Raw genomic sequence first — 25,561 nt, forward strand, 5'->3', positions numbered from 1 at the left:
GCCTGGTGGGGTGGAGGACTGCGGGGTGGTCAGTTCTGGCTGACCAGTTCGGTGCCCAGGTAGTCGGCGAGCAGGCCGGGGGTGGGGTAGCGGAAGAGGGCGGTGGCGGGCAGGCGGACTCCGGTGGTGCTGGTCAGGCGGTTGCGCATCTCCAGGACCGTGAGGGAGTCGAAGCCCAGGTCGCCGAAGGACTGGTCGGGGCCGATGGCGGTGGGTTCCGGGTGGCCGAGGACGACGGCGGCCTCGGCGCGGACCAGCTCCACCAGGGAGGCCCGGTCGGTGCCGGACTCCCGGGACCAGCGCGGCCCGGTGGGCGCGGTGGGGTCCAGGGCGCGTACCGCGCCGCCGGTCAGGGAGCGCAGGAGGCGGGGGGCCGTGGTGGAGGTGCGGAGGGTGTCGAGGTCCAGTTTGACGGGGACGACGGCGGGGCGGCCGAGGGTGCGGGACAGGTCGAAGAGGGACAGGCCCTCCTCGGCGGAGAGGGGCAGGATTCCGGCGCGGGCCAGTCTGGTGCGGTCGGTGTCCGCGAGGTGGCCGGTCATGGCGCTGGCGGCGCTCCAGAGGCCCCAGGCCAGGCTGGTCGCGGGCAGGCCCTGGGCGTGGCGCAGGCCCGCCAGGGCGTCGAGGTAGGCGTTGGCGGCGGCGTAGTTGCCTTGGCCCGCGTTGCCGAACGCGCCCGCGGCGGAGGAGTACAGGACGAAGGCGGCCAGGTCCATGCCCGCGGTCAGCTCGTGCAGGTGCCAGGCCGCGTCGACCTTGGGCCGCAGGACGGTGTCCAGGTCCTCATCGGACATGCCCGCGACCGTGCTGTCGGCCAGGACGCCCGCGGCGTGGACGACGGCGGTGAGGGGGTGTTCGGCCGGGATCGCCGCCAGCACGGCGGCCAGGGAGTCCCGGTCCGCGGTGTCGCAGGCGACGGGGAGGGCAGTGGCGCCGAAGGCGGCCAGGTCGGCCGCCAGGTCGCTCATGCCGTCGGCGGCGGGACCGCGGCGGCTGAGCAGCAGGAGCCTGCGCACGCCGTGGGCGGCGGCCAGGTGGCGGGCCAGGAGCCTGCCGAGGGTGCCGGACGCGCCGGTGATCAGGACGGTGCCGTCGGGGTCGAGGTCGCGGGCCCGGGTCGGCGTGGCCCGGACCGGGGTGAGGCGGGGCGCCAGCACCCGGCCGCCGCGCACGGCCGTCTGCGGCTCGTCGTGGCCGACCGGGGGAAGCGCACCGGCCGGGCCGTCGGTGTCGACCAGCAGGACGCGGCCGGGGTTCTCGGTCTGGGCCGAGCGGAGCAGGCCCCAGCAGGCGGCGCCGGCCAGGTCGGTGGCGGGTTCGCCGCCCACGGCGACGCCGCCGCGGGTGACCACGGCCAGGGTCTCGTCGTGCTCGCCCGCCAGCCAGGCGCGGACGTCGGCGAGGACGCCCCGGACGGTCGCCCGGACCGCGGCCGGAGTCGGGTCGGGACAGGACGGAACGTGCAGGGCGGTGACACCCGGGGCGAGCGTGCCGCCCCGCGGCGCGGGCACCGGGGACCAGGTCACCTCGAAGACCGGCTGCGCGGCCCCGACCGCCTTGGGCGGCGGCGCGAGCGGACGCGCGGTGAGCGAGCGCACGGTCAGCACCGGCACGCCCGCCGGGTCGGTGGCGGTGATCTCGACGTCGCCGTGCTCGTCGGTGCGCAGGTGCGCGCGCAGCGCGGTCGCGCCGGTCGCGTGCAGGCTGACCCCGCCCCAGGCGAACGGCACGACGATGCCGTCGTGCCCGTCGGCGAGCGGGTGCAGCACCGCGTCGAGCAGGGCGGGGTGGATCGCGTGCCCGTCGGCCTGCTCATGCTCGGGCAGCGCGACCTCGACGTACAGGTCGTCGCCTGCGCGGCGCAGCGCGCGCAGGCAGCGCAGCCTCGGGCCGTAGTCCATGCCCTTGGCGGCGAGCCGGTCGTAGAGCCCGTCCGGCGCGTCCCCCGACACCCACTCCGCGGGCGCGGCGGGCGCGCCGTCACCCGCGATCGCGCCCGTGGCGTTCCTGGTCCACGCCAGGTCCCCGACGCGGGAGTGCACGGCGAAGGCCCGCCGCCCGTGCGCGTCGGCGGCCTCGGTGCTCAGCTGCACCTCGACCGCGCCGTCCTCGGGGACGGTCAGCGGGGCCTCGATGACCAGTTCGTCGACGTGGCTGGCGCCCGCGCGGGTCGCCGCGCGCAGCGCCATGTCGAGCAGCGCGGTGCCCGGCAGGATGACCTGCCCGCCGATGACGTGGTCGGCGATCCACGGCGCGGTGCGCGCGCTGATCCGTCCGCTGTGGATGGTCCGGCCGTCGGCGGCGACGTCGGTGGCGGTGTGCAGCAGCGGGTGCTCCCGCGCGGTGGCGTGCGCGGGCCGCGCCCGCGGCCAGAAGCGCTGCTCCTGGAACGCGTAGGTGGGCAGCGGCGGGTGGTCGGCGGCCGGGAGGCGCCAGTCGACGGTGTGCCCGCCGGTGTGCAGCCGGGCCAGCGCGTCGGTGAACTGGCGGGTGTCGTCGTGGTCGCGGCGCAGCGTGCCCTGCACGTGGCCGTCGACGGTGTCCTGGATGGAGTGGATCAGCACCGGGTGCGGGCTGATCTCGATGAACGTGCGGTGCCCGTCTGCGGCGAGGGCCTGCACCGTGTCGTGGAAGCGCACGGTGTGGCGCAGGTTGCGGTACCAGTAGTCGCCGTCCGGGACGGTGTCGAGCAGCGAGGCCGAGACCGTCGAGTAGAAGCGGATGTCGGGGGTCTGGGGTGAGAGGTCGGGAAACCGGAGCCGGTCGCGGATCGCCTCGACGTGGTGGGTGTGGGAGGCGTAGTCCACCGGGACGCGGCGGGCCCGGATGTCGCCGGCGTCGCAGCGGGCCAGCAGGGCCTCCAGCGCGTCCGCGTCGCCCGCGACGACCACGGACTCCGGCCCGTTGACGGTCGCGACGGACACCCGCCCGTCCCACTCGGCGACGAGGTCGTGCGCCCGCTCGACGGCGACCTCCAGCGACACCATGCCGCCGAGCCCGGCGATCGCCCGCAGCTCCCGCGCCCGCACCGCCACCACCTGGGCCGCGTCCGGCAGCGACAGCGCGCCTGCCACGCAGGCCGCCGCGATCTCCCCCTGCGAGTGCCCCACCACCGCGTCGGGCCGCACACCGTGGTGCAGCCACAGCCGCGACAGCGACACCATCACCGCGAACAGCACCGGCTGGATCACATCGACCCGCTCCAGCGGCAGCCGCTCGCGCAGCACCTTCTCCACCGAGTAGTCCACGTACGGGGCCAGCGCGGCATCGCACTCGGCGATCGCCTCGGCGAACACCGGCGAGCTGTCGAGCAGCCCCGCCGCCATGCCCGCCCACTGCGATCCCTGCCCGGGGAACACGAACACCGTCCTGCCGTGCTCGCCCACCCGGCCCGTCACCGCGTTCGCCGCGGGCCTGCCCGCGGCCACCGCGGCGAGCCCGGCCAGCAGCTCGTCGCGGCCCGCGCCGACGACGACGGCCCGGTGCTCCATGCCCGCCCGCGTCCTGGCGAGGCCGGAGGCCGCGCTGACGGCGTCGACACCGGCGCCCCCGCCCGGGGCGGTGACCCACTCCGCCAGCCTGCCCGCCTGCGCGGCGAGCGCGGCGGGGGAGCGGCCCGACAGCGGCCAGGCCACCAGCCGGTCGTCGTGCCGGGCAAGCTCACGGACCGGTCCCTGCTCGATGATCACGTGCGCGTTGGTGCCGGACACCCCGAACGACGACACCCCCGCCCGGCGCACCCCGCCGCCCGGCCACGCCCCGTGCTCGGTCTGCAGGCGGACCGCGCCCGCCGACCAGTCCACGTGCGGGGTCGGCTCGTCCACGTGCAGCGTCCTGGGCAGTTCGCCGCGCCGCATGGCCTCGACCATCTTGATGATCCCGGCGACCCCGGCCGCGGCCTGGGTGTGCCCCAGGTTCGACTTCACCGACCCCAGCGACAGCGGGTGCGCCCGCTCGCCGCCGTAGACGGCGATCAGCGCGTGCGCCTCGATCGGGTCGCCCAGCACCGTGCCGGTGCCGTGCGCCTCCACCGCGCCCACGTCCGAGGGGGCGAGCCCCGCGTCGGCGAGCGCGGCCCGGATGACCCGCTGCTGGGCGGGCCCGCTCGGCGCGGTCATCCCGTTGGACGCGCCGTCGGAGTTCACCGCGGTGCCCGCCACGAGCGCCAGCACCGGGTGGCCGTTGCGGCGCGCGTCGCAGAGCCGCTCCAGCACCAGCACGCCCACGCCCTCGCCCCAGCCCGTGCCGTCGGCCGCGCCCGCGAACGCCTTGCAGCGCCCGTCCACCGCGAGCCCGCGCTGCCGGGAGAAGGTGACGAACGTGCTCGGCGTCGCCATCACCGTCGCCCCGCCCGCCAGCGCCAGGTCGCACTCGCCGCCGCGCAGGGCCTGGGCGGCCAGGTGCACGGCGACCAGCGAGGACGAGCACGCCGTGTCGACGGTGACGGCCGGGCCCTCCAGCCCGAGGTGGTAGGCCACCCGGCCGGAGGCGATGCTGCCGCCCACCCCGATGAGCCCTTCGGCCTCGGTGTCGGCGTAGTCGTGGTACATCACCCCGGCGTAGACGCCGGTCCGGCTGCCGCGCAGCGAGCCGGGATCGATGCCCGCCCGCTCGACGGCCTCCCACGACACCTGCATCAGCAGCCGGTGCTGGGGGTCCATCGCTCTCGCCTCGCGCGGGCTGATCCCGAAGAACCCGGCGTCGAAGCCCGCCGCGCCGTCGAGGAAGCCGCCGCTGCGGGTGTAGGACGTGCCGGGGTGGTCCGGGTCGGGGTGGTAGATCCCGTCGAGGTCCCAGCCCCGGTCGGCGGGGAAGTCGCCGACGGCGTCCACCCCGTCGGCGAGCAGCCGCCACAGGTCCTCCGGCGCGCGGACGCCGCCCGGGTAGCGGCATCCCATGCCCACCACGGCGATCGGCTCGTCGGCGTCGGCCCGGCGCTGCTTCTCCGCGCGCAGCCGGTCGACCTCTTTCAGCGACCGGCGCAGGGCCTCGACGAGCTTGTCGTTGGGCGCGGTCACCGCGCCACCTCCTCTGCGGACACCAGGGCGGACACCAGGGCGGACACCGGGACGGTCGCCTCGACGGCGTGCTGGTGCGGACGCGACGCCTCGGCGGGCTCGCTTCTGGGCACCGCGGGGCGCGGCTGGCAGACGCACGGCACGATCCGGCGGACGGTGGTGAACACGGGGGTGGTCATCGGTGCCCCATAACGTCGTCTTCGGTGGCCACATCTCCGGTGGCCATGGCCAGCTCGATCAGAGCCAGGGCGTCCAGGTCGTCCAGCGACGCCGTTTCCAGGCCCGTCTCCGGGACCAGCTCCGAGCGCAGGTGCCGGGCCAGCGCCCGCGCGGTCGCGTGGTCGAAGACCACGGCGGCGGGCAGCGCGAGCCCCGCCGCGGTCTGCAGCGCGTCGCGCAGGGCGAGCGCGGTCAGCGAGTCGAACCCGAGGTCGGTGAACGCCCGGTCGGGGTGCACGGCGGCGGCGCCGTCGTGGCCGAGCACCGCGGCGGCCTGGCCGCGGACGAGGTCGAGCAGCACCGCGTCGCGGTCGGCGTCGGGCAGCGCGGCGATGCGCTCCCGCACGCCGCGCACCGGCGCGGTCGCGGGCCGCGCGCGCCGGGCGAGCGCGGCGGCGGGGTTCAGCGCGGCGGCGAGCAGCACCGGTCCGCCGCCGAGCGCGGCGTCGAACAGCGCGAGGGCGTCCTCTTCGGACATCGGGGTGACCCCGGCCGCGGCCATCCGCCGCCGGTCGGCGTCGGTGAGGTCGGCGGCCATGCCGCTCTCCCACGGCCCCCACGCCAGCGCCAGCGCGGGCAGCCCGGCGGCGGACCGGGCGAGCGCCAGCTCGTCCAGCGCCGCGTTGGCCGCCGCGTAGGCGCCTTGGCCCGCGTTGCCGAGCGTGCCCGCCAGCGAGGAGAACAGGATGAACTCGGCCAGCCCGCTGGTGAGTTCGTGCAGGTGGCGGGCTCCGTCGGCCTTCGCGGCCAGCGCCGCCGCCACCGCGGCGGGCTCCAGGGTCGCCACCGCCCCGTCCCGCACCGTCCCTGCGGCGTGCACCACGACCCGCAGGTCGGCGATCCCGGCCAGCAGCCGGGCGAGGTCCTCGCGGTCGCCGACGTCGCAGGCGACGACGTCCACCCGTGCGCCCAGCGCGGTCAGCTCGTCGCGGATCGCCTCGGCGCGCGGTGCTCCGCCGCCTGCGCGGCCGGCCAGCACCAGCTTCCGCGCGCCGTGGCGCACGACCAGGTGCCGGGCCAGCGCCGATCCGAGCGCGCCGGTTCCGCCGGTGATGAGCACGGTGCCATCCGCGCCATCCGCGCCCGCCAGCACGTGGGGTTCGGTTCTCTCCTGCGGCCGCACCAGCCGGGGGGTCAGCAGCACGCCGTCGCGCACGCGCGACTCCGGGACGACGGCCGCGGCGGCGAGCAGGTCCGGGGTGGCGGTGCCGTCGGCGTCGATGAGCGCGAAGCGGCCAGGGTGCTCGACCTGGGCCGCGCGGACCAGGCCGCGCGCCGGAGCGTGCTCCGGCGACGGGCCGGTGCGCAGCGCCAGGGTCGACTCGCGCAGCCGGGGGTTGGCCAGCCACGCCTGGAGCAGGGCCAGGGCGTGGTCGGTCGAGTCGACCTCGGCCAGCGCGTCGGTCTCGCCCAGGGCGGCGATCCCGGTCAGCGTGGTGTGCCGCAGCGCCTGGCCCGGTCGCGGTTCGGCAGGCGCCCACTCGACCCGGTGCAGGCGGGCCGGTGCGCGGGTGCCCGCCCGCACGGCGAGCGCGGCCACCGTGGCGACGGGATTGCCCGCCTGGTCGGCGATCAGCACCGAGTAGCCGCCGTCAGCGGGATCGATGCGCACCCGCAGGGCGCTCGCTCCGCGTGCGTGCAGGCTCACCCCCGCCAGGGCGAAGGGCAGCCCGGCCGCGCCGTCGGTGAGCAGCGGACCGTGCAGGGCGGCGTCGAAGAGGGCCGGGTGCAGGCCGTGGCCCGCGACGTCGGTGCCCTCGGGCAGGGCGACCTCGGTGTAGACGGTGCCGCCCGCCCGCCACGCCGCGCGGACGCCGCGGAAGGCCGGGCCGTAGTCCAGGCCTTCCAGCGCGTCATAGCGGCCTTCCAGGTCGATCGGCTCGCCGTCGGGCGGCCACTCGGTGAGCGCCGTGCCCGTCTCGGCGGTCTCGGTGACGGTCGCCTCCGCGTGCGTGACCCACTCCCCGTCTTGTCGAGAGTGGACGGTTACGGACCCGGTCCCGCCCACAGCGATCTGGAGGGGGACGGCACCGGCGTCGGGGATGGGCAGCGGGGTGCGCAGGGCAAGGGAATCGATCGCCCTGCCCGGTCCGGCCGCGTGCAGCACCAGCTCGGCGAGCGCGGCGGCGGGCAGCACCGCGCGGCCGTCGACGCGGTGCTCGGCCAGCCACGGGTGGGTGCCCGCCGACAGCCTGCCGGTGTGCACCGTCGCCGAGCCGTCCGCCAGCTCGACCGCGGCACCGAGCAGCGCGTGCCCGGTGCCGCCGCCCGCGGCCGGGGTGTCGAGCCAGTGGCGGGAGCGCTGGAACGGGTAGGCGGGCAGCTCGGCCACCGGACCCGCCCCGTAGACCGCGCGCCATCGCACCGGCAGCCCGCGCGCGTACTGGCCCGCCAGGCCGTGCAGCAGCGCGGCGGGCTCCGGCTCCCCGGCGCGCAGCAGCGCGGTCACCGCGGCGTCGGGGCGGTCGAGGATCTGGGTGGTGGCCGAGGCCAGCACCGACGTCGGCCCGACCTCGATGTAGCGGGTGACACCCTCGGCGCTGAGATGGCGCACGCCGTCGAGGTAGCGGACCGGCTTGCGGATGTGGTCGACCCAGTAGTCGGGGTCGGCCAGCTGCTCGGCGGTCGCGGTCAGCCCGGTCAGGTTCGACACCAGCGGGATGGTCGGCGCGTGCGCGGTGATCTGGGCGACGACCTCGCGGAAGCCCGCCAGCACCCCGTCCATGTGCGGGGAGTGGAAGGCGTGGCTGGTCTTGAGCAGCCGGGTGCGCCTGCCCTTCTGCTCGAACATCCTGGCGATCGCGGAGACCACCGCGGTGTCCCCGGAGATCACCGTCGCGGTGGGGCCGTTGAGCGCGGCCACCGACGCCTGCCGCGCCTTGCCGCGCAGCATCGGCGCCAGCTCGGCCTCGGTGGCCTGCAGCGACACCATCGCCCCGCCCGCGCGGGCGGCCTGCATCATCGCCCCGCGCGCCACGACCAGCCGGGCCGCGTCGGCCAGGGTGAACACCCCGGCGACGTGGGCGGCGGCGATCTCCCCGACCGAGTGGCCGATGACGTAGTCCGGCCGCACCCCCCAGGACTCCAGCAGCCGCGCCAGCGCCACCTCCACGGCGAACAGCGCGGGCTGGGTGAACTCGGTGCGGTCCAGGTCGGGGGAGTCGCCGAACACCAGCTCGCGCAGCGACCGGCCCAGCAGCGGGTCGACCTCGGCGCAGACCTCGGCCAGCGCGGTGGCGAACACGGGGAACGCGGCGGCCAGCTCCTTGCCCATCCCGGGCCGCTGGCTGCCCTGTCCGGTGAACAGCAGCGCCGTCGTGCCCGGGCGGGCGTGCCCGGTGACCAGCCCGTCGGCAGCGCCGCCCGCGGCGAGCCGGGTCAGCGCGGCCGTCGCGTCGTCGGCCAGCACGACGGCCCGGTGCGCCAGCGCGCCGCGCCCGGCCAGCGCCCGCCCGATCGCGTCCCGGTCGCCCTCAGTCGCGGCGACGGCCGCCGCCAGCGCGCTCAGCGCCTCGGGCGTGTGCGCCGAGAGCACCAGCGGCGCCGGTTCCGGCGCGGACCCCGGCTCGGTGTCCGGCGCCTCGGCCACGATCACGTGCGCGTTGGTCCCGGAGATCCCGAACGAGGACACCCCCGCGCGGCGCGGGCGCTCGCCCGCGGGCCACGGCCGGGCCTCGGTCAGCAGGGCGACCTCACCGGCAGACCAGTCCACGTGCGGGTTCGGCGTCCCGACGTCCAGGGTGCGGGGGAGTGTGCCCTCCCGCAATGCCATCACCATCTTGATCAGTCCGGTGACCCCCGCCGCCGCCTGGGTGTGGCCCAGGTTCGACTTGACCGAACCGATCCACAGTGGATGTCCCGGCTTCCGGTCGGCCCCGTAGGCGCCGATCAGGGCCTGGGCCTCGATCGGGTCGCCCAGCGTCGTCCCGGTGCCGTGCGCCTCGACGGCGTCCACATCGGCGGGCGCGAGGTCCGCCGCGGCGAGCGCGGCCCGGATCACCCGCTGCTGCGCAGGCCCGTTCGGCGCGGTCAGCTGGCCGCTGGCCCCGTCGGAGTTGATGGCGCTGCCCGCGATCACCGCGAGCACCCGGTCACCGTCGCGGCGGGCGTCGGAGAGGCGCTTGAGCAGCACGAACCCGCCGCCCTCCGCCCAGCCGACGCCGTCGGCCGCCGCGCTGAACGAGCGGCAGCGGCCGTCCGGGGACAGCCCGCGCTGCCTGCTGAACTCCACGAACGGGGCCGGGGTCGCCATCAGCGTCGCCCCGCCCGCCAGCGCCGCCGTGCACTCGCCCGCGCGCAGCGCCTGGCAGGCCAGGTGCACCGCGACCAGCGACGAGGAGCACGCCGTGTCCACCGTCACCGCGGGCCCGCGCAGGCCGAGGTGGTAGGCCACCCGGCCGGAGGCCACGCCCGGCGCGCTGCCGGTCAGCAGGTGGCCCTCGTTCGCGTGTCCGGAGTGGACGATCCGACCGCCGTAGTCGTTGTACATGACGCCCGCGTACACCCCGGTCGTGCCCGCGCTGAGTTCCGCGGGGTCGGCGCCCGCGTGCTCGACGGCCTCCCACGCCAGCTCCAGCAGCAGCCGGTGCTGCGGGTCGATCGTCTTGGCCTCCCGCGGGCTGATGCCGAAGAACCCGGCGTCGAAGTCCGCGGCGGGCAGGAAGCCGCCCGCCGTCGCGTAGCACGTGCCCGGGGTGGCCGGGTCGGGGTCGTGCAGCGCGTCGAGGTCCCAGCCGCGGTCGGCGGGGAAGGGCCCGCTGGCCTCCGCCCCGTCGGCCAGCGCGCGCCACAGCGCCGCCGGGTCGCCGATGCCGCCCGGCAGCCTGCACGCCATGCCGACGACGGCGATCTCCTCGCCGCGCTCGGCGGCGCGCAGCCGCTCCTTGGTGCGCTGCAACTCCGCCGACGCCCGCTTCAGGTAGTCGCGCAGCCTGTCCTCGGTACCCATCCCGTCCTCCTTCACCGGATCGACACCCGCCGCAGCGCGAGCCTGGAGACATCCACGACGCGCCCGCCGTCGGTCACGACCTCGACCGGCGCGGGGTGCCCGAGGAAGGCGATCAGGCTCGCGCTCAGCCCGTACGCGCCGACATTGGGCACGGCGAGCAGCCCGCCCGCCTCCGGTCCGGCCAGCACCGCGTCGGGGGAGAGCATGTCCAGCGGTGTGCACAGTGGACCGACCACCGCGCACCGCACCGCCTCGCCCGTCTCGACGCCGGAGACCGGCAGCAGCGTCGGCTGCATCGGCCGCAGCCTGCGCAGCCCCGACATGCCGCCGAGGTGGTTGACGCCCGCGTCCAGCAGCACGAACGTGCGGCCCTTGGACACCTTGACCTCGACGACGCGGCTCAGCAGCGTCCCGCTGTCGCCCACCAGATAGCGCCCGGACTCGAACGAGACCCTCGGCGCGCCCGCCCGCCAGCCGGGCAGGTGGGTGTCGAGCAGGTCCGACAGCCGCGCCGCCAGCGCGGCGAACCGGGGCCGCTGCCCGCCCACCGCGTACGGCGCGCCGAAGCCGCCGCCCAGGTTGACCTCGTCCAGGCCGCCGAGCGCGCGGGCCAGCCCGGCCGCGATGCGCACCGACACCTCGAACTGGGCCAGCAGGGCGTCCTCGTCCTTGAGGTTGGTGCCCGCGTAGAGGTGCAGGCCCACCACCCGCGCCGCGCCCCGGCCGCGGAAGGCGCCGGGGTCGCGGGCGATCCACGAGGCGTCCGCGCCGAACTGGGAGGCCACGCCGGTCATCGTCAGGCCGGTGCCCGGGACCGACTCGTCGGCGTTGACCCGCAGCAGGCAGTCCACCCGCCGCCCGCGCGCCGCCGCCAGCCGCTCCACGGCCGCCAGGTCGGCGGGGGAGTCCACGGAGAAGCGCCGCACGCCGCGGTCGAGCGCGTGGCTGACCGTCGCCGCGGTCTTGGCAGGCCCCGCCAGCTGGATCAGCTCCGGGGCGAGGCCCGCCTCGACGGCGTGGTCGACCTCGCCGCTGGAGGCGACCTCGGCGTGGCAGCCCAGCGCGGCCAGCTGGGCGACGATCCGCGGGTGCGGGTTGGCCTTGAGCGAGTAGTGCAGGTCGCTGGGCTGGGGCAGCGCGGCGCGCAGGTCGGCGTGCGCGGACCGCACGGCGGCCAGGTCGTAGACGTAGGCCGGGGTGCCGAACTCCTCGGCCAGATCGGCCAACGGCGGCATCCCGGGCGCGGGCGCCGGGCGCAGGGGAACCGTCGCGGTCATCGGTCCCACCCGTCCCGGACCGCGGCCCTGTCGACCTTGCCGTTGGTGGTCAGCGGGAGCGCGTCGAGCACCCGGCACACCGGGGGGACCTTCCCGTCCTCCATCCGCACCCGCAGCTCCTTGGCCAGCACCTCGGCGGTGATCTCGCCGCTCACGGCCAGCCGCGCGGGGGTGTCGCCGACGGGGACGAGCGCCGCGGCCAGCCGCACGCCGGGGATGTCGCACGCGGCGGCCTCCACCTCGGCGGCGCTGACCCGGAAGCCGTTCTGCTTGTAGACGTCGTCGCCCCGGCCCACGAAGTACAGGTAGCCATCGGCGTCGATCCGGCAGCGGTCGCCGGTGTGCAGGGTGGTGCGTCCCAGGTGGTCGCGGCGGAAGCGGTTCGCGGTCAGCTCGGGGGCGTTCCAGTACCCGGCCATCACGTGCGGCCCCCGCACCAGCAGCTCACCGGCGACGTCCGGGCCCACCGGCTCGCCGTCGTCGCCCGCGATGAGGATCTCGGTGCCCGGCAGCGCCCGGCCGACCGCCCCCGGCCTGGTCAGGTCCAGGTCCGGTTCGGCGATGGCCACGCGCTTGCACTCGGTGAGCCCGAACATGCCCACGACCGCGACCCCGGGCAGTGCCGCGCGCAGCCGCGCGGCCAGCGCGGGCACCAGGGCTGCCCCGGTGTTGGTGACCATCCGCAGCGGCGGCAGCGCCGCGCCCCGACGACCGGCGAGCCCGGCGAGGGTCAGGGCCAGGCTCGGCACCAGCGGCAGCACCGTGACCCGGTCCTCGACCAACCTGCGCAGCAGGCCGGCGGCGGAGTCCTGGCCGGTGCCGAGCACCAGGACCGCCCCTGCCGCGCAGCTCAGGTGCGCCTGGTAGAGGCCGTAGTCGAAGGCGAGCGGCAGGCAGCACAGCACGACGTCGTCGGCGCGGTAGCGCAGCTGCCCGGCGATGGCGGCCACGGCGGAGCGCACCTGCTGGTGCGTCGACACCACGGCCTTGGGCAGCGACGTGCTGCCCGAGGTGTAGATCAGCGACACCGGATCGGTGCTCAGCGGCCGGTCGCCCGGTGTCCACTCGGCACTGGCGGGCAGCTCGGCGAAGTCGAGCACCGGCACACCGGTCAGCTCCCGCACCCGGGCGAGGGCCTCGGCCCCGCCCAGCACCGCGCTCGGGGCGCAGTCGGCGAGCATGTGGCTCAGCGAGTAGGGCCGCGTCCTGGCGCTGACCACCACCGAGGCCGCGCCGAGCCGGGAGGCGGCGTGCACCAGGGCGACGGTCTCCATGTCGTTGTCGTCCAGGACGAGCACGCGGTCTCCGCGCCCGACACCGAGGCGGGCCAGGGCCGCCGCCGCGGCCTGGCTGCGTCCGCGCAGCTCGGCGTAGGTCCAGGTCCGGTCGGCGCGGCGCAGCGCCGCGGCGCCCGGGTCCGTCGCGGCCCGGTCGTCGAGCAGGTCGTGCAGCAGGGCGGTCATCTCGGGTCCTCTCCGTCAGGCGCTGGTCAGGCCGACGCTGGCGGCGCGGGTGCCCGCCTGGAACCGGCTGACGGCGTCGAGGTTGCGCATGAGCCGGGCGATGTGGCGGCGGCAGGCGCGCACGGACATGCCCAGCCTGCGCGCGATGGTCTCGTCGGTCATGCCCTCGGCGAGCAGCTTGGTGATGTCGCGCAGGATCACGTCATCGATGCCCTCGTAGCCGTTCTCGGCGGTCGTGTAGGGCTCACTGGCGTCCCAGACGCACTCGAAGACCTGCTGCAGCAGCCCGGCCAGCACCGGGTTGGCGGTCTGCACGCCGTCGCCGTCCCACGCCGCGATCGCGGTCGCGGTGTCGTGCACCTGGAACGGGCTGGGCAGCAGGTTGCTCGTGCGCACCTGCGCTCCGGCGGCGACGAGCCGCTTCACCGCGGCCCGCGCGCGCAGGTCGGCGCGCACCCGGTGCTGGTAGACCACGCGCACCCGCACGCCGCGCTCCAGCGCGGCCAGGTCGCGGGCCTGGGTCTCGTCGTCGGCCTCGTCGCCGACCCGGACCGCCACCAGCTCGCTGGCACAGTCGGCGGTGGCCAGCGCCAGCGCGCCGCCCACCTCGCCCGCGGCCAGCGCGCGGAAGTCCCCGCCGGGCGCGGGCGCCTGCCGGGCGTCGGCGTAGAGCGGGGCGAGCCCGCCGAGCTGCTCGCGGATGCTGGTGATCCGGTCGCGGCGGTGCAGGATCTCGCCCTCCAGCGGCGAGACCAGCGCGGCCACGGCGACCTGGGGGTCGACCGGGACGTAGCCGTGCGGGTCGCGGGTGGCCGGGCGCAGCAGCCGCAGCTCGATCAGCCTGCGCACCAGGTCTTCCAGCAGGTGCGGGGGCAGGTCCAGGTCGGCGGCGCACTCGGCGCCGACGCGCACCGAGCCGCGGCGCAGCGCGTACTGGTAGACGGCCTCGGTCAGGTCGCACACGACGACCCGCTCGGGGTCCGGCGCCAGGCGCAGGTGGCGGAGGTGGTCGTCGATCCGGTCGGCCAGGATCGACTCGCCGGGTAACTGGTGAACGGTCACGAGACCAACTCCTTGACTCCGACGAGCTGCCGCACCCGCCCGCGCTGAACAGGGACTCCTACGGGCAAGTCTGTGCGCGGCGGACGCCCGGACCAATTGGCGTTCCCGCCATGGCGGGAGCGACGGAACCCGGCGCATCCGCCACGGCGTCAGCGACACTTCCGCCGGACGGCGCGGGAAGCCCACAGTGGTGCGACGGACTTGTCACCGCAGCACCACCCCCCTTGGAGGATTCGTGACCATCGTCGGCGTCGTCGGCGCGGGTGTCATGGGCACCGGCGTCGCGCAGAACCTCGCCCAGAGCGGCCACCGGGTGGTGCTGGTGGACCTCGACCGGGAGATCCTGGACCGGGCCACCGCCCAGATCCACCGCAACGCCCGGCTCAGCGGGCTGCTCGGCGGCCCTGTCGTGGACGCCGACGCCGTCATGGCGGCCATCACCACCACCACGGAGATCGCCGACCTGGCCGACGCCGAGTTCGTCATCGAGAACATCGTGGAGAACTGGGAGGCCAAGCGCGCGGTCTACGCCGAGCTGGAGGAGCACTGCGCGCCGGGCACGGTGTTCATCGCCAACACCTCGGCGATCCCGATCACCAAGATCGCCTCGGTCACCGGCCGACCGTCCCTTGTGGTCGGTGTGCACTTCATGAACCCGGTCCCGATGAAGCCGGCCTGCGAGCTGATCCCCGGGTTCCACACCTCGGCGGAGACGGTGGAGCGCACCCGCGCGCTGCTGGCGAGCATGGGCAAGAAGGGCATCGACGTCAAGGATGCCTGCGGGTTCGTCTCCAACCGCGTGCTCATGCTCACCGTCAACGAGGCCGCCTACCTGGTGCACGAGGGCGTCGCCGACGCCGCCACCGTGGACGAGGTCTTCCGCAGCTGCTTCGGGCACCCGATGGGCCCGCTGGAGACCGCCGACCTGATCGGCGTGGACACGATCCTCTACAGCGTCGAGGTGCTCTACGAGCAGTACTCCGACAGCAAGTACCGGCCGTGCCCGCTGCTGCGCCAGATGACCGACGCCGGTCTGCACGGGCGCAAGAGCGGCCGCGGGTTCCACCACTACGACGACTTCGGGCGCGTGCTCCCGCAGGCGCGGCAGAACGAGGAAAAGGATGCAGCTCATGTCTGACGGCACCGACACCATCGACGGCACCGCCACCATCGACAGCACGGTCACCGCGCCGATCCGCGAGTTCATCACCGGCCGGTTCCCGCAGCTGGAGCTCGCCGACGACGAGGACATCTTCGCCATGGGCTTCGTCAACTCCCTCTTCGCGATGGAGCTGGTGATGTTCATCGAGAAGACCTTCGCCATCACCGTCACCAACGAGGACCTGCAGCTGGACAACTTCCGCACCATCAAGGCCATGGCCGCGCTGGTGGACGGCAGCCGGGCCATGGCGGGACAGAGGTAGCGGCGGTGACCGCGGTACACCTCGGCCCGGCCGTCGCCCCCACCAGGGACAGCGCGCGGGCCTTCGTCGACGAGCACGTCATCCCCCACGCCGACGCCTTCGACCGCGCCGAGCGGGTGCCGGAGGACTTGCTCGACCGCATCGGGGCCGCCGGGCTCTGGGCGCCGTTCCTGGCCCCGGAGCACGGCGGCGCCGGTCTGGACATGGTCACCTTCGGCGGCATCCACGAGGAGGTCGGTCGCGGCTGTTCGTCGGTGCGCAGCCTGCTGACCGTGCACACCATGGCCTCCTGGGCGGTGCAGCGGTGGGGCACGCCCGAGCAGCGCGAGCGCTGGCTGCCCGCGATGGCCGCCGGCGCGGTGCTGGGCGCGTTCTGCCTCACCGAACCGCAGGCGGGCAGCGACATCCAGGGCATCGAGGCCACCGCGCGGCGGCGCGCCGGCGGCTGGGCGCTCACCGGGACCAAGAAGTGGATCACCGGCGGGCAGCGGGCCGACGTGTTCCTGGTCTTCGCCCGCACCGCCAGGGGGACCGGCGCGTTCCTGGTCCCCAGGACGACCCCGGGCGTCGAGGTGACCCCGATCCGGGGCATCCTCGGCACCCGGGCCAGCATGCTGGCCGAGGTCGTGTTCCACGACGTGGCCCTCGACGAGGACGCGCTCGTCGGGCCGGACGGCTTCGCCTCCGGAATGGTCGTCACCGGCGTGCTGGACCTGGGCCGCTACAGCGTCGCGGCGGGCTCGGTCGGCATCGTCCAGGCCTGCCTGGACGCGTGCGCCGCGTACGCCGACCGGCGCTCGGTCAGCGCGGGCGCGCTGCGCGACCTGCACCCCATCCGCGCCAAGATCAGCGACATGGTGACCGACGCGCACGCCGGGCGCCTGCTCTACGAGCACGCGGGCCGCCTGCGCGACCAGGGCGACGCGGGCACGCTCATGGCCACCTTCGTCGCCAAGTACTTCGCGTCGGTGGCCGCCGCCCGCCACGCCAGCGCCGCCGTGCAGGTGCACGGGGCCAACGGGTGCGGCCCCGACGCCCCGGTCGCGCGGTTCTACCGCGACGCCAAGGTCATGGAGATCATCGAGGGCAGCACCGAGATCCAGCAGCTGACCATCGCCGAGGACGCCTTCAGGAGGAGTGCCCGATGAGTGCCAAGCCCCGCCAGGGACGGGTCAAGTGCGTCGTGTGGGACCTGGACAACACCGTCTGGGACGGGGTCCTGCTCGAAGGCGACGACCTGCGGCTCAAGCAGGACGTGGTCGCGGTGATCCGCGAGCTGGACGCCCTCGGCGTGCTGCACTCCATCGCCAGCAAGAACGACCACGACGCGGCGATCGCCAAGCTCGTGGAGTTCGGCATCGAGGAGTACTTCATCTACCCGCAGATCGGCTGGAGCGCCAAGTCCGAGGGCCTGCGGCAGATCGCCCAGTCGATCAACATCGGCATCGACGCGCTGGCCTTCGTCGACGACCAGGAGTTCGAGCGCGCCGAGGTGAACCACGCCGTTCCCGAGGTGATCGTGGTCGATGTCGCCGACCTCCACGACGCGGTGGCGGCCCCGGAGTTCCGGCCCCGGTTCGTCACCGCCGAGTCGGCGGAGCGGCGGCACCTGTACCGCACCCAGATCGCCCGCGCCGAGGCCCAGGACTCCTTCGTCGGCCCCAGCGACGAGTTCCTGGCCAGCCTGGAGATGGTGTTCTCCATCAAGCACGCCCGCCAGGAGGACCTGCAGCGCGCGGAGGAGCTGACCGTGCGCACCAACCAGCTCAACTCCACCGGCCGCACGTACTCCTACGAGGAACTCGACGCGCTGCGCACCTCACCGGAGCACCTGCTGCTGGTGGCCACGCTGGACGACCGGTTCGGCGGCTACGGGACCATCGGGCTCTGCCTCGTGGAGAAGGGCGAGACCGCGTGGTACCTGCGGCTGCTGCTCATGTCGTGCCGGGTCGTGTCCCGCGGGGTGGGCACGGTGCTGCTCAACCACGTGATCGGCCTGGCCGCTGAGGCGGGTCTGCCGCTGCGCGCCGACTTCGTGGAGACCGGCCGCAACCGGATGATGCAGATCACCTACGCCTTCGCCGGTTTCACCGAGGTCGAGCGCGACGGCGACCGCGTCGTGCTCGAACGCGCGAGCCTGCAGGTCGCGCCGCACCCGGCCACCGTCACCGTCGTCACCGACGCGGCCCCCGAGACCGTGGGGGCGGCCTGATGACCCCGTGGCTGCCGTTCGGGACCGGGGACGCGGCGCCGGTGCGGCTGCTGTGCCTGCCCCACGCGGGGGCGGGCGCGTCGGCCTACCGCACCTGGGGCCAGGGCCTGCCCGAGGAGATCGCGGCCTGCCCGGTGCAGCTGCCCGGCCGCGAGAGCCGGATGGGGGAGACGCCCTACGACCGCGTCGAGGACATCGCCGACGACCTCGCCGGCGCGCTGTTCGCCGACGCCACCGGATTGCGGACCCCGTACGCGCTCTTCGGGCACAGCATGGGCGCCATCGTCGCGTTCGCGCTGGCCCAGCGGCTGCGCGAGCGGGGACTGCCCGAGCCGGTGCACCTGTTCGTCTCCGGGCGGCAGGCGCCCCACCTGCGGACCTCGCTGCCGGACCTGCGCCACCTGGGGATCACCGAGCTCGCCGCCGAACTGGCCACCCTCGGCGGCACCCCGCGCCAGGTGCTCGACAACCCCGACCTGCTCGGGATGATCGCTCCGCTGCTGCGCGCGGACTTCGCGGTCAACGAGACCTATCGGCACACCGGCGAGGCCGCGCTGGACATCCCGGTCACCGCGTTCGCCGCCGCCGCCGACCCGCGCGCGAGCGTGCACCAGGTCGACGGGTGGCGGGAGGCCACCGCGGGGGCGTTCCACCTGCACCGGCTGCCCGGCGACCACTTCGCCGTCCTGCGACAGGCGGCGTTCGTGCACCGCACCGTCGCCGCGGCGCTGCACCCGTGGACCGCGCCGGTGTCCCCCCGACCCTGACCTGCCTAGGAGCACAGCATGAGCGTCTCGTCCGGGCCGATGAACTTCGGCCAGCTCTCCGTCTGGCGCGACGTGGAGGAGTTTCCGGCGGAGAAGGCCTACCAGGCCAACATGGTGCGCGTGGTGCCGCTGGACGGCGTGGCGACCGCGACGGTGCGCGCGGTGGTGGAACGGCTGCGGGCCCGCCACGCCGCGCTGCGCACGGTCTACGACTTCGCCGACCCGGCCGCGCCGCGCCAGCACGTGCGCCCCGCCGACTCCGCCGGGCTGGTCTTCCGCGAGGTCGGTCCCCGCGACGGCGAGGACGCCGAGGCGGCGGCGGCCAGGATCGCCGACGAGATGGAGCACGAGTCCTTCGACCTGACCACCGACGAGTCGCTGCGCACCGCGATCGTCGTGGTCGACGGGGAGGGCACACACGGCGTGTTCGCCCTGCACCACATCGCGGCCGACATGTGGTCGCTGGACCTGCTGCGCGGCGAGGTCGACGCCTTGCTGCGCGGCGACGAGCCCGCCGGGGACGCGCCGTCGCCCCTGGACCTGGCGCTGGCGCAGCACTCCGAGCGCTGGGCGCCGCGCCGCGAGGCCGCTGCCCGGCACCTGCGGGAGGCGTTCACCGCCGCCGCACAAGCGGCGGTGCCCGGAATCGCGCTGGCGGAGGCGGCCACCGCGCGGGCCAACCTGCGCTCCCGGGTCGCCGGGCCGACCGCCGAGGCCAAGGCCGCCGCCCTGGGCATCTCCGTGCCGAGCCTGGTGCTGGCCGCGTACTGCCGCGAGGCCCACCGCATCAGCGGCGCGGAGCACGTGCTGATCAACACAATGACCACCAACCGCCTGCACCCGGGGACCGCGACCCTGGTCAGCTCGCTGAACCAGTGGGCGAGGGTGATCAGCCACCGCGGGGCCGACGACTTCACCGCGATGGCCGCGTCCCTGCACTGGTCGAGCATGCGCTCCTTCCGCTACGGCTGCTACGACGTCGACACCGAGGCCCGCATCCGCGCCGAGGTCGAGGCCGGGACCGGCCCGATCCACCCGGAGTTCCACTTCAACTTCGTCGACAGCCCGGCCCCGGCCGACCCGCCCGACGCCGATGACGAGCTCTCCGAGACCAAGGTGAGCGCGCTGCCCGCCACCTATGTCGGCGGTCCCGGCTTCTACCTGGTCGCGACCAGCGGCGGGGACTTCCACCTCACCGCCCGCACCCGGTGGGCGGGCTTCACCGACGCCGACATGGCCGCCTTCCTCAGGGCGGTCCACGAGAACCTGATCTGACCGGCCGGCATCCTGGGCGGGTGGACGGTCTGCGAACGCGCCGCGCGGCCCTGCTCGGCGGTGCGGGGGTGCTGCTCGCCGGAGCGGGCGCGGTCGCCGACGTGCTGCCCGGCGGCCCGCCGCTGCGCAGGCTCCTGGGCTGGACCGGCGAGGACGGCGAGATCCCGGACGTGCCCGCCGGTCCGGTGACGGTGGAGCGGGTGCGCTCGGCCGCCCGGGGCCGCGACATCGACTTGGTGCTGCTGCGCCCGGACGCCGCGCCGACCGGTGGGCTGCTGCCGGTGTGCCTTGCCCTGCACGGCCTGCGCGGCAACGCGCGGACGTTCATCGACATGGGCATCGCCCAGTTCCTCACCGCCGCCACCCGGGCGGGCGTGCCCCCGTTCGCCGTCGTCGCCGCCGACGGCGGACCCACCTACTACACCGCCCGCGACCCCCAGGACGACCCTCTGCGCATGCTGCGCGAGGAACTGCCCGCCTGGCTCGCCGAGCGCGGTCTGCCCGCGCCCACCGGCCTGCTGGGCTACTCGATGGGCGCCTTCGGCGCACTGCGCCTGGCCCGCGACCGCACCGACCTGCGCGCGGTCGCCATCGCCAGCCCCGCCCTGCACGAGACCTGGTCGGACGTCGAGGACAGTCCGTCCTTCCGGGACGAATCCCAGTGGGCGGCCAACGAACCGCTCCTGCACACCGAGGCCATCGCGGGCGTCCCGCTCGGGGTCTGGTGCGGCAGCGAGGACCCCTTCGTCGAGGCCGCCCGCACCCTCATCGCCCGCACCCGACCGGCCACGGCGGCCGTCACCCGCGGCGCCCACGACGAGGGCTACCTGCTGCGCGTCTTCCCCGAGATGATCCGCTTCATCGGCGCCCGGCTGGGCTGAGAACCCCGCAGGCGCACGGGGAACGGGCACTTGCTGCCGGCGTGGAAGCGTAGAAGGCGCGGACGCGACCGCCCTACGATCCGATTTCCGCCGCAGTCGCGGAACACCTTCCGAAAGCGACCGGGAGTTCCCATGCTGGAGATGCCGAGCCGTTCTGTGACCTTCTCCGCTGGATCGTCGGTCAGCGCGCCGATGGCCTGGGGGCAGCTGGCCATCTGGCGGCCGCTGCTGACCTTCGCGGACACCTCGCGCTTCAACCTGCTCAGGACGACCGCGCTGGGGGCGGGCGTGACGCCGGAGCGGCTCCTCGACGCCGTGCGCGCACTGGTCGAGCGGCACACCACGCTGCGCACCCACTTCATCGACGGGTGGCAGGAGATCGCCGGTGCAGGGGAGGTGGCGGTCGGCTTCTGGGAGCTGCCGGAGTCCGCCGTCGCCGCGGAGTGGCAGTCGGGCGCCGCCCTGCTCACCGCCGACAGCTTCGACCTGACCAGCGACTGGCCCGTGCGCTTCGCCGCGGTGCTCGGGCAGAACGGCGACGTCGCGGCGGTGGCCTTCGCCCTCTCGCACGTCGCCGCCGACGGCTGGACGGCGGACCGGCTGCTGGACGACCTCAAGGCGCTGCTCGCCGACACCCCCGCCCCCGCAGTGACCGAGCCCCGCTGGGAGCCACTGGACCAGCTCGCCTACGAGCGCTCGGACGCCGGGCTGCGGGTCGGGGCCGCCTCGATCGAGCACTGGTCGAGCGTCTTCCGGACCGCGCCCGCGTCGATGTACGACTTCGCGCCGCTGCCGGTCGAGGGACCGCTGATCGGCCAGTACCGCTTCGAGTCCGACGCGCTGGCCGCCGCTGCGGCGGTGCTCGGCGCGCGCTCGGGCACCACGACATCCACGGTGGTGCTCACCATCGCCTCCCTGTGGCTGGCCAACCACTGCGGGCAGGACGAGGCGAACGTGGAGCTGATCGCGGGCAACCGCGTCACCCCCCGGCTGCGCGCCCTGCGCATGCACACCGCCCAGGACGGCCTGTTCGCGCTGCGCACCCGCGACACCGACCTGGCCACCGCGCTCCGCGAGGCCCACCTCGCGGCGATCAAGGGCTACCGCCGGTCGATGTACGACCCCGCCGACCTCGCCGCCCGGATAGCCGAGATCAGTCTGGACCGCGGGATCTACCTCGACCGGGCGACGAACTTCAACCACGTCCGGCTGAACGTCGACCAGCTGCCGAGGTCGGCCGAGGTGACGCGGGCCGACTTGGCCGAGATGGCGACGCGCAGCGTCCTCACCCGCCTCGACCCGATGGAGTGGAACGACAAGAAGTTCTTCCTCACCCTCGAACAGCCCACCGCGGACCGGTGCGTCCTGTCGCTGATGGCCGACTCCCGCTACCTGCCGCCCGCGGTCGTGGAAAGCCTGCTGTGGGGCATCGAGCGGGTCGCCCGCGCCGCGCTCGACGGGGACCTGTCGGTGCGGGACGTGACCCGGCTGGTGGGTGTGGCGCCGGTCGAACGCGGCCCCGAGTGGGTCAGGACGCGGGCGGGCTGGGTGCGGCCGGACGCCGTCGAGCGGCTGGTGCGGGCAGTCGCGGGCGCGGGCGCGCGGCTGCGCGCCCACCCGCTCGCGGACGGCTCCGTCGAACTGCACGCCCACGCTGAGGGCGACCTGGACGCGGCGGTCCTGCACCGCGATGTCGTGGCCGCGCTGACCGGCCAGATCGGTGTCGTGGCCCCGGACAAGTACGTGCTCGGCGGGCGGACCGGCGAACTCGTCCACGCGGCTGTGGCCAGGTAGCGCAAGCGGACGGGTACCGGCTCATGCGCCGACTGCCCGTCTCGGCGACCGCGCACGACAGTGGGGTCCGGGGCCCGACCCGGGCCCGCCCGCACCGCACGCGCGGCACCGCGCAGCCCTTGCCCACCGCAGCCTCGGCCCACCGCCGCCCTGGCCCACCAGGAGGACCGTCCGACATGGCAGAGACCGTCACCGGCCCGCTGACGTTCGGCCAGCTCTCGCAGCTGCGCGACACCGCGAGCCTGCCCCCGGACGCCCGGTACCAGGCCAACGTCTGGCGCGCGGGCCAGCTGCCGCCGGGGGCCACCGCGGCAGGCATCCGCCGGGCCGTCACCGCCATCCGCGCGCGGCACGCCGGTCTCCGCAGCTGCTACCACCTGGAGGAGTTCACCCAGACGGTGCGCCCGGTCGGGGACGAGGAGCAGCCGGTGGCGGTCGTCGCGGCACCGGCCGAGACGCCCGCGCCGGTGTTCGCCGAACGCCTGGCGCGGCTGCTGGCCTCGCGCGAGGTGGACCTGACCACGGAGGAACCGTGGCGGGTCGTGGTGGTGACCGAGGACGGCAGGCCGTCGCACCTGGTGACGGTGGTGCACCACATCGCGGCGGACCTGTGGTCGGAGAACCTGATCGCCGCCGACTTCGAGCACCTGCTCGGCGGCGGCGAGTTCAGCACACCCGCCGACAGCCCGCTGGAGCTGGCCCTCGCCCAGCACTCACCCAGACGCCACGCCGAGCGCACCGCCACCGAGGACTACCTCCGCGAGGTCTACACCGCCGCCGCCCAAACCCCCGCCCGCGACCGCGGGGCCGCACCGATGGTCACGGTCAACGCCGTCCTCGACTCCCGCGCCGCGGTCGCCGGAGCCGCTCGGCGCGCCGCCGACCTCCGCGCGCACAGCCCCAGCTTCTCGGTCCCCAGCCTGGTGCTGGCCGCCTTCTGCCACACCGCCCACCGAGTCCTGGGCGCCACCGACATCCTCGTGCACACCCTGTCCAGCAACCGCCTGCACCCGGGCGCGGCCACCCTGGTCGGCAACATGGTCCAGTGGGCCCACCTAGTCAGCACCCACCAGGACGGCGAACCGTTCGAGGAGTTCGCGTGTCGCCTGCACGACAACGCCGTCCGCGCCTACCGCTTCGGCTGCTACGACGTCGACGCCGACGACCGAATCCGCCGGGACGTCGAGAGCACCATCGGCCCGATCGGCTGCGAGATCAGCCTCAACTACGCCCAAGCCGAACCCGCAGCCCTCCCCACCACCGCCCCCGACCTCCGCCTCCGCGCCGTCCCCGCCCCGTACTACGGCGGCCCGGAGTTCTATCTCATGGCCTACTACGGCAGCCACGTGGAACTGACCGGGCGCACCAGGCTGGAGCGGTTCACCCACCCCGAGATGGAGAACTTCCTGCTGTCCCTGCACGAACTCCTCCTCCCCAGCTCGGACTGACCGGCTCCGATGAGTCAGCACGAGAACGCCGTGTCCGCTCGGACATCGTCGGGTAGCCGACCAGCGCTCGCGGGTTCGTGCTCGTGGCGCCCTCCGACCTGTGGCGGATTCAGCGCTACCTGAACACGCGCTGACCCAGATCCGTCACCACGCGAACCCGCAAGATCCACTGCCGGTACGGTGACCCGGTTCGATGTCCCGCGAGTGCGCGAAGGTGAGCGGTTGTGTCGTGACGGACCGGTCAAAGCGCGCCCGCGCGAACGGGTTGGGTCGCCTCGCTGTTGTCCGGTGAAGCGGTACTCGCTGTCGGCCTTATCGCGAACTTCGCTCAGATCGACAGTCTGGTCAGCTCGGGCGTCGTCGCCGTTCTCCGGGCGGTGAGTGTCGTGGTCTGCGCCGTCGCCGGGTTCGTGCTGTGGCTGGAGAGGCGGAACCATCCGCGGTGCGCACGGTTGCCTGACCCGACTACGCCGGGCCGCGCGCACCTGGCCGCGGCGGGTCGTCGCCGGGGACGTCCTCGTAGTACTTCAGGACCACGAGCTTGTGGCAGTACAGGACCGAGATCGCGGCCAGGACCCTGACCAGCCCGCCCGGGTCGTACGGCGCCAGATCGGCGGCGAGGTCGGCGGGCGCCATATCGTCGTGGGCGGCCAGTCTGCGGTTGAAGAGGTCGCGCGCGAGGGCGAGTTCGTCGCCGTCGACCGCCGGCGGGGTCAGGTGGCGCAGGTCGTACTGGTGGGAGAACGGGTCACGGGCGGCCGGTCCGGGGTAGCGGCTGGCCATGAGCCGGACGGCGGTGTTGAGCACGTGCGCGATCAGCTGGGGCGCCCGGTCGCCGTCGAGCATCGCGGCGAGTTCGGCGGTCGTGATGGTGGCGGGGTCGAGCACCGAAGGGGAGTCGAGGTCGATGTCGAGGCGGTGCAGCGCCATCACGACGTTGTCGAGCACCCGCTGCGGATCGACCACGGTCTCCTCGATCCGACCGGACTCGATGCTGGCGCGGGGGTGCCACGGGTCCAGGAACTCGCGCAGTTGCCTGACCCCATAGGCGTCGGGGTCGGGCAGCGAGTCCCAGGAACGCGGGGAGGGGTGCATCGGGGTGCCTCCGGGCGGGTGTGTCCGGGTGTCTGCACCGGAGGTACCCCGTTCCGGACCGATTCAGTCACCGGGCCCGAACCAGCTCCGAAGTGGATGACGTCCGTGTCGCGGCGACAACCGGTCGACGGGGTGTGGCCGCGCGGTCGCGTGGTGCGGTCCTGGGCGACCGGACCCGCTGGGCGGGGCCGGATCGGGCGCGAGGCGGGATGGTCGGTCAGTCGGCCGGGGGCTCGCAGCGGAAGCGGCGCTGGCTCATCAGCAAGGCATTGTCGGAGAGGGTGAACACGTCGGCGAAGTCGTGTCCGGGGGTGTCGTTCGGGGAAGCCGGGTTGTAGCGGCCGACGGCGACGACGCAGTCGCCGTCGGCGATCACCTTGAAGAGGCCGTGCGTGCCGTGCGGGCGGGGGCGTTCGCCCGCGAGGCGCATGGCGTCGTCGCGGCTGCGGCCGGTGGGGGAGCCGGGGAGGACGAGGTGGACGTCCTCGTGCAGCAGGGAGGCGTAGCCGTCGAGGTCACCCGCGTCGAGGTACAGGTAGGACAGGCGGACGTGGTCCACTCCCGCCGCGGTGATGCTCGGGTGGGTCTCGGCCATGGCGCGGTCCTTCCATCCGAGGGGACTGCCAGATTCCCGCACCACGGCAACCCGTCGCTATCAGCGGGCTATCAGCGATCGGC

At 74.8% G+C, this 25,561-nt stretch carries 15 protein-coding genes and 2 pseudogenes; 9 read left to right on the forward strand and 8 right to left on the reverse strand.

Annotation, left to right across the window (positions count from 1 at the left end; translation table 11 throughout):
* Positions 1-29: 29 nt before the first annotated feature.
* From ACFPM7_RS05765 to ACFPM7_RS05790, 6 genes and pseudogenes are all read right to left on the reverse strand, one after another.
* A pseudogene (locus ACFPM7_RS05765) lies at positions 30-4,997 on the reverse strand (type I polyketide synthase); the annotation flags it as partial.
* A 17-nt stretch (positions 4,998-5,014) separates the two neighbouring features.
* Positions 5,015-5,197, reverse strand: coding sequence for a hypothetical protein (locus ACFPM7_RS05770; RefSeq protein WP_378244587.1), 183 nt, complete (start codon positions 5,195-5,197; stop codon positions 5,015-5,017).
* A pseudogene (locus ACFPM7_RS05775) lies at positions 5,194-10,167 on the reverse strand (type I polyketide synthase); the annotation flags it as partial. The gene ACFPM7_RS05770 and the pseudogene ACFPM7_RS05775, both read right to left, overlap by 4 nt.
* 29 nt (positions 10,168-10,196) lie before the next feature.
* Positions 10,197-11,462: a type III PLP-dependent enzyme domain-containing protein gene (locus tag ACFPM7_RS05780; protein ID WP_378244591.1), complete on the reverse strand. Its 1,266-nt coding sequence runs from the start codon at positions 11,460-11,462 to the stop codon at positions 10,197-10,199.
* A complete protein-coding gene (locus ACFPM7_RS05785) occupies positions 11,459-12,925 on the reverse strand; it encodes a class I adenylate-forming enzyme family protein (protein WP_378244593.1) in 1,467 nt (488 codons plus the stop codon). The genes ACFPM7_RS05780 and ACFPM7_RS05785 overlap by 4 nt, the downstream gene beginning before the upstream one ends.
* 15 nt (positions 12,926-12,940) lie before the next feature.
* Positions 12,941-13,987, reverse strand: a complete 1,047-nt coding sequence (locus ACFPM7_RS05790; RefSeq protein ID WP_378244595.1) for a helix-turn-helix transcriptional regulator — start codon at positions 13,985-13,987, stop codon at positions 12,941-12,943.
* Positions 13,988-14,222: 235 nt separating this feature from the next.
* Between ACFPM7_RS05790 and ACFPM7_RS05795 the strand changes: the two genes are divergently transcribed.
* The 9 genes from ACFPM7_RS05795 (at position 14,223) to ACFPM7_RS05835 (ending at position 23,788) form a co-directional block, all read left to right on the forward strand.
* Complete coding sequence (locus ACFPM7_RS05795) at positions 14,223-15,125, forward strand: 3-hydroxyacyl-CoA dehydrogenase family protein (protein ID WP_378244597.1); 903 nt, start codon at positions 14,223-14,225, stop codon at positions 15,123-15,125.
* Entirely contained in the window at positions 15,118-15,411 is a 294-nt protein-coding gene (locus tag ACFPM7_RS05800; protein WP_378244599.1) for an acyl carrier protein, read from the forward strand. The genes ACFPM7_RS05795 and ACFPM7_RS05800 overlap by 8 nt, the downstream gene beginning before the upstream one ends.
* A gap of 5 nt (positions 15,412-15,416) precedes the next feature.
* Entirely contained in the window at positions 15,417-16,559 is a 1,143-nt protein-coding gene (locus tag ACFPM7_RS05805; protein ID WP_378244601.1) for an acyl-CoA dehydrogenase family protein, read from the forward strand.
* The gene (locus tag ACFPM7_RS05810; RefSeq protein WP_378244603.1) at positions 16,556-17,623 is read left to right on the forward strand and encodes an HAD-IIIC family phosphatase; all 1,068 of its coding nucleotides are present in this window, start codon (positions 16,556-16,558) and stop codon (positions 17,621-17,623) included. The genes ACFPM7_RS05805 and ACFPM7_RS05810 overlap by 4 nt, the downstream gene beginning before the upstream one ends.
* The gene (locus ACFPM7_RS05815; RefSeq protein WP_378244605.1) at positions 17,623-18,390 is read left to right on the forward strand and encodes a thioesterase II family protein; all 768 of its coding nucleotides are present in this window, start codon (positions 17,623-17,625) and stop codon (positions 18,388-18,390) included. The genes ACFPM7_RS05810 and ACFPM7_RS05815 overlap by 1 nt, the downstream gene beginning before the upstream one ends.
* An 18-nt stretch (positions 18,391-18,408) precedes the next feature.
* The gene (locus tag ACFPM7_RS05820) at positions 18,409-19,665 is read left to right on the forward strand and encodes a condensation domain-containing protein (protein WP_378244607.1); all 1,257 of its coding nucleotides are present in this window, start codon (positions 18,409-18,411) and stop codon (positions 19,663-19,665) included.
* A gap of 20 nt (positions 19,666-19,685) precedes the next feature.
* On the forward strand, positions 19,686-20,546 hold the full coding sequence (locus tag ACFPM7_RS05825; RefSeq protein ID WP_378244609.1) for an alpha/beta hydrolase: 861 nt from the start codon (positions 19,686-19,688) through the stop codon (positions 20,544-20,546).
* A gap of 141 nt (positions 20,547-20,687) precedes the next feature.
* Positions 20,688-22,340 (forward strand): condensation domain-containing protein, encoded by a 1,653-nt coding sequence (locus tag ACFPM7_RS05830; RefSeq protein ID WP_378244611.1) that lies wholly within the window; start codon positions 20,688-20,690, stop codon positions 22,338-22,340.
* A gap of 176 nt (positions 22,341-22,516) precedes the next feature.
* Entirely contained in the window at positions 22,517-23,788 is a 1,272-nt protein-coding gene (locus ACFPM7_RS05835; protein ID WP_378244613.1) for a condensation domain-containing protein, read from the forward strand.
* 465 nt (positions 23,789-24,253) lie between these two features.
* Here ACFPM7_RS05835 and ACFPM7_RS05840 read toward each other — a convergent pair whose 3' ends face one another.
* Complete coding sequence (locus ACFPM7_RS05840) at positions 24,254-24,883, reverse strand: hypothetical protein (RefSeq protein WP_378244615.1); 630 nt, start codon at positions 24,881-24,883, stop codon at positions 24,254-24,256.
* Positions 24,884-25,100: 217 nt separating this feature from the next.
* A complete protein-coding gene (locus ACFPM7_RS05845) occupies positions 25,101-25,478 on the reverse strand; it encodes a nuclear transport factor 2 family protein (protein WP_378244617.1) in 378 nt (125 codons plus the stop codon).
* Positions 25,479-25,561: the final 83 nt, after the last annotated feature.

The sequence above is a fragment of the Actinokineospora guangxiensis genome (assembly GCF_042657845.1).
GTDB classification, from domain to species: domain Bacteria; phylum Actinomycetota; class Actinomycetes; order Mycobacteriales; family Pseudonocardiaceae; genus Actinokineospora; species Actinokineospora guangxiensis.

Coding starts and splice junctions, on each gene's coding strand:
- ACFPM7_RS05770 (WP_378244587.1), bottom strand. CDS start 5,197: ATGACCACCCCCGTGTTCACCACCGTCCGCCGGATCGTGCCGTGCGTC.
- ACFPM7_RS05780 (WP_378244591.1), bottom strand. CDS start 11,462: ATGACCGCGACGGTTCCCCTGCGCCCGGCGCCCGCGCCCGGGATGCCG.
- ACFPM7_RS05785 (WP_378244593.1), bottom strand. CDS start 12,925: ATGACCGCCCTGCTGCACGACCTGCTCGACGACCGGGCCGCGACGGAC.
- ACFPM7_RS05800 (WP_378244599.1), top strand. CDS start 15,118: ATGTCTGACGGCACCGACACCATCGACGGCACCGCCACCATCGACAGC.
- ACFPM7_RS05810 (WP_378244603.1), top strand. CDS start 16,556: ATGAGTGCCAAGCCCCGCCAGGGACGGGTCAAGTGCGTCGTGTGGGAC.
- ACFPM7_RS05815 (WP_378244605.1), top strand. CDS start 17,623: ATGACCCCGTGGCTGCCGTTCGGGACCGGGGACGCGGCGCCGGTGCGG.
- ACFPM7_RS05820 (WP_378244607.1), top strand. CDS start 18,409: ATGAGCGTCTCGTCCGGGCCGATGAACTTCGGCCAGCTCTCCGTCTGG.
- ACFPM7_RS05830 (WP_378244611.1), top strand. CDS start 20,688: ATGCCGAGCCGTTCTGTGACCTTCTCCGCTGGATCGTCGGTCAGCGCG.
- ACFPM7_RS05835 (WP_378244613.1), top strand. CDS start 22,517: ATGGCAGAGACCGTCACCGGCCCGCTGACGTTCGGCCAGCTCTCGCAG.
- ACFPM7_RS05840 (WP_378244615.1), bottom strand. CDS start 24,883: ATGCACCCCTCCCCGCGTTCCTGGGACTCGCTGCCCGACCCCGACGCC.
- ACFPM7_RS05845 (WP_378244617.1), bottom strand. CDS start 25,478: ATGGCCGAGACCCACCCGAGCATCACCGCGGCGGGAGTGGACCACGTC.